The organism is Protofrankia sp. CiP1_Cm_nod2, assembly GCF_920664355.1.
In the GTDB taxonomy this organism is placed as follows: Bacteria; Actinomycetota; Actinomycetes; order Frankiales; family Frankiaceae; genus Protofrankia.
The window spans coordinates 1-3,205 of record NZ_CAKKTL010000339.1; the positions used below are offsets into that span (position 1 = coordinate 1).

3 protein-coding genes are annotated in these 3,205 nt (G+C 67.9%); 2 read left to right on the forward strand and 1 reads right to left on the reverse strand.

Annotation, left to right across the window (positions count from 1 at the left end):
- Positions 1–75: 75 nt before the first annotated feature.
- On the reverse strand, positions 76–1,146 hold the full coding sequence (locus tag NBW84_RS22910; RefSeq protein WP_250287316.1) for a hypothetical protein: 1,071 nt from the start codon (positions 1,144–1,146) through the stop codon (positions 76–78).
- 834 nt (positions 1,147–1,980) lie between these two features.
- Between NBW84_RS22910 and NBW84_RS22915 the strand changes: the two genes are divergently transcribed.
- Both NBW84_RS22915 and NBW84_RS22920 read left to right on the forward strand, forming a co-directional pair.
- Positions 1,981–2,271, forward strand: coding sequence for a hypothetical protein (locus tag NBW84_RS22915; RefSeq protein WP_250287318.1), 291 nt, complete (start codon positions 1,981–1,983; stop codon positions 2,269–2,271).
- Positions 2,272–2,626: 355 nt separating this feature from the next.
- The coding region (locus NBW84_RS22920; RefSeq protein ID WP_250287320.1) for a DUF5134 domain-containing protein at positions 2,627–3,205 on the forward strand (579 nt) is incomplete at its 3' end.

Sequence of the window (3,205 nt, forward strand, 5' to 3'; positions counted from 1 at the left end):
GGTGGCGCGCCGCCGGGCACGGCCACGGACGACGGGCCGGCCCCGGCGGCGCGCGCCCGGGGCCGGCCAGCCCACTTACGCGGACGCCCGCATCCGGCGTTCGAGCGCCTTCAGCGCCGCGTGGCGCGCTGCCTTGATCTCGGGAATCCGCGCCTGGTAGGCCCGCGAATTCGCCAGCGGCTGGTAGAAACCAAGCCGCGGGACGAACGCCGTGTCGTCGTAACCGGGCGGACGGTGCAGCGCGTACGTACGCCCGGGGTGCAACAGGTCATAATTGTCGGCGATCTCCCAGATCGCCACCTGCGCATCGATCCGACGGCGGGAGAAATATGCCTCCAGCACGTCGACCGTGAAGCTTATCTCATGGAACTGCTTGACGAGGTCGCGATAGTCCTGACCGACCTGGTACTTGACCGGAAGTTCGACCTGAACACATTTCAGGCTGCCCAGGAAATCCAGGGCGAGCACCTTCAGGGAGGTCTCCACGCCGTACCCGCGGGAAAAGGCCAGCGAGCCGAAGAGGTCCGCGTCGATCACGAACTCGCCGATGAGCGGCTGCTGGATGGCCGTGACGGCGGGGACGTAGTGGGCCAGTTGCTTGGAGAGCAGGGAGCGCAGCATCTCGGTGGTACGCCCGCCGGGCCGGCCGTCGCCGGTCACCCGCTGGGAACTGCCGTTGACGAACAACGACGCGCTGCCGGTGGTCGCGACCGCCGCCAGCAGGCCCACGGTAAGCGGGTCGTAGTGCTCCAGGTCGGCGTCATGAAATATGAACCGGTCGCCGAATGCCAGGTAGGCGAGGCTGCGCATCGCGCCGGCCTTGCCCCCGTAGGAGGGCGGCTCGTGTTTCATGTGATGTCCGATGACCGACCGCCCCCGAACGACCCAGCTCGCCCCGGCTTCCGTCGCTATACGTACCAGGTCATGCTCGTCGCCGTCGGACGACGGGTCGACAACGACACCGATCTCGTCCAGCACCGGGCGTTCCAGCATCCAGTGCTGGCGATTAAGGGCGACGATGTTACCCAGTGTCCGGGCCGCTTCCGGGCCGCGCGCGGGAATGAGCAGGCTCAGGGTGATGCCGTTGGCGAGTTTACCGGCCTCGATGGCGTCGAGGTCGAGGGTGATGGGGTCGAGCGTACGCACGGACGCCCCTCTCTCGTGAGCTTTCCATGAGAACTACCCCCCTTTACCAGAATGGGCCGGAGACGACGCGAAACGGTATTCGGCGCGTCGTCGCAGGCCCCTGAAAAAACCGGACCACCCCCACTGCCGCCGAGGCCGCCTCCCCCTCGCCACCCGTCCGGCCGGGCGGCAGGTCGTGACCTGGCGTTGGCTAGGACCTCTTCCGCGCCCCCTTGCCTCCGGGCCGCGGATCCCGGCCGGGTGACACCTCCCCGGCCCACCTGTTCCGCCGCAGCCCTCACCGTGAGATGTAACAACGAGTTACAGTAGTACCCCAACGTACGCTTACCAAACTCGGTCGGTACAAGTTATGACTATGGATACCATATGTATCTATAGCGCCACCTAATGTACTGAAGCGTCACGAAAACGACCTGACGCCTGCCTCCCACGACCGCGGGAGCCCAGCGGATTCTCGACCGCCAGTGACAGGTCCGCGACCAGTCCCCGGCGGCGGGGCCGCATCCGGTCACCACCAGGGCCGACTTCGGGGTGGCCCATCCCTGGATCCCGAGCCCACGAAACGGCCCAGCATGACGATCCATCATGGCCTCGCCCCCTGCCCGCGGTGCACAGACCGCGATGGGACGGATGGCTTCCACGCCCGCCGCATCATCGTCCGTTACATCACTGCCCGTCGCACCGATTCTTGGGCGGACCCCGGCCCGGGGCAGGGTTTTCGTTGTGATTTCACGGAAACGGGGACAGGGTGGCGTGAGGCTCTTTACGCTGTGAGTGATGTTGCGAGCAGGTTGGCCATGCCGACGCGTCGGCCAGGCGGGTGAGGTGGGGACAGTGCGTGACGAAACTCCAGCGGACGCGGTGCCGGATGCCGGTGGGGCGGCCCGGCAGCACCTGGTGACCTTCTGCGGGAAATGCAGCTGCGGCTGTCCGCAGCTGTTCGTCGACCATGACGCCCCGGCCGAGCGCCGGATCGTCCTCGTGGACGACTTCGGCCAGCAGGTGCAGATGAGTGTCGACCAGTTCTACGAGATAATCGATCAGGCGAAGTCCGGGGCACTGGAAAGCGTCCTCGACTCGGCGCTGGCCGTCACCTCCGGCATCCAGGATTCGGCCGGGCAGTAGCCGCCGGTCAGCCGCCGGTACCGAAGAACACCGACCGAGACAAAAGCAAAGGTATACGGTCACCCGGCTCCGGCCGGCCCGGCACCGGGCCTGGCCGGTGCGTATCCGGCTGTCCTCGGAACGAGGTTTCCGGGAACTTTCCGGGATTTTCCGCGTGAACGTGGGCCTTGGCATGACCAGGCGGTGCCGTATGCACCATGTACATCATGTACCGGGGGTCGCGGGGCCGAGCGGCACGGCTGGCGGCCCGCTTCGGCTTGCCGCGGCGCTGGTGTTCGCCGTTCTCGCGGGATTTCACGCCTGGCACGCCTGGCGGTCGGCGCGGATGGCACGAGCCGGCGGAGAACGGAGCACCGTGCTGACCGAAACCGGCCATCTTCTCGTGGCGGCCGGTATGGCGTACATGTTCAGCCCACCGGCCTGGCAGGCCGGCACCGGCCGGCTTCTCACCGGGGCCACGCCGGCCTGGGGCTATCTGCTCCTTTCGTCGGTGTTCCTGGCCGCCAACGCGGTTCAGGGAAATGATCCGGGACGCTTTCGACAACCGGCGGCCGGCCGGCACGGCACTGACGATCGCGGCACCGGCCATCACGACGCCGGCGCGGCCGGGGCCTGCTGCTGCGCGCTGCTCGCGGTCGAGGGCCTGGCGATGGCCTACATGAACGCGCTGCGATGGTGGTCGGCGGATGACCTGACCATCGGTTTCCTCCTGCTTTTCGCGGCGCTGACCGTCCTCACCGCGGCCGCCCTGGTACTGCGCCTGGCGGCACGTCCATGCCCGGCGGGAACCCGGTCGTGCTCGGTGGACGGGCGGGCCGGCCGGCTGGTCATCCAGCTGACCAGCCCGCTCGTGGGCAGGGCGCGGGGCGCGTCCGCCCGCGTCCACGGATGCCGTCTGATCATGAGTGTCGGCATGGTCGCCATGTTCGCGGCG